Annotated in this window: 1 protein-coding gene; it reads left to right on the top strand. The window is 72.3% G+C overall.

The window, feature by feature from the left end; genetic code table 11:
- Positions 1–570 (top strand): 5'-3' exonuclease H3TH domain-containing protein (locus V6V89_RS41555; RefSeq protein ID WP_334625253.1); only part of this gene is annotated, 570 nt, incomplete at both ends.

Genomic DNA, 570 nt, shown 5'->3' on the forward strand with positions numbered 1-570 from the left:
CGCGATGCCTTCGCGCTGCTCGACGCGAGCACCTCGGTGTTGCGGATCCGCAACGGTGGCCGCGACGCCGCAGTGCTGGTGAAGGCCGCCACTCTGCCTGTCGTGTGCGGGGTCGAGGCGCGGCAGTACCGCGACTTCGCCGCGCTGCGCGGCGATCCGTCCGACAACCTTCCTGGGGTGCCCGGCTTCGGGCCGGCGACTGCCGGTGACCTGCTCGCAGCGTTCGGGACGGTCGACGCGGCGTGGGCGGCGCTGGATGGTGGGAGGACGGCTGAGGTGAACGCGGCCGTGGGCGTACAGGCGGCCGAGCGGTTGGCCGAACCGGCGGCGCGCGAGGTGGTGGTGCGCAACCGCCGGTTGATGCGGATGCGTACTGACCTTCCGGTGCCCGATCTCGAAGGGATCCGGCTCCCGCTTGAGATTTCCAGGATGCGACGCGCGCTCGCCGGTCGGGGCATCCTGCTCGGCCCGTCGTTGTGGGCACTGACCGGAGGCGTTTCCCCGGACGAGGTCACGGACGCACCGGCATGGGTACGCGTGGCTGTCCGTCCACCGCGTTCGCGCCGGCCC

This window comes from Micromonospora sp. CPCC 206061 (genome assembly GCF_036906915.1).
Lineage (GTDB): Bacteria > Actinomycetota > Actinomycetes > Mycobacteriales > Micromonosporaceae > Phytohabitans.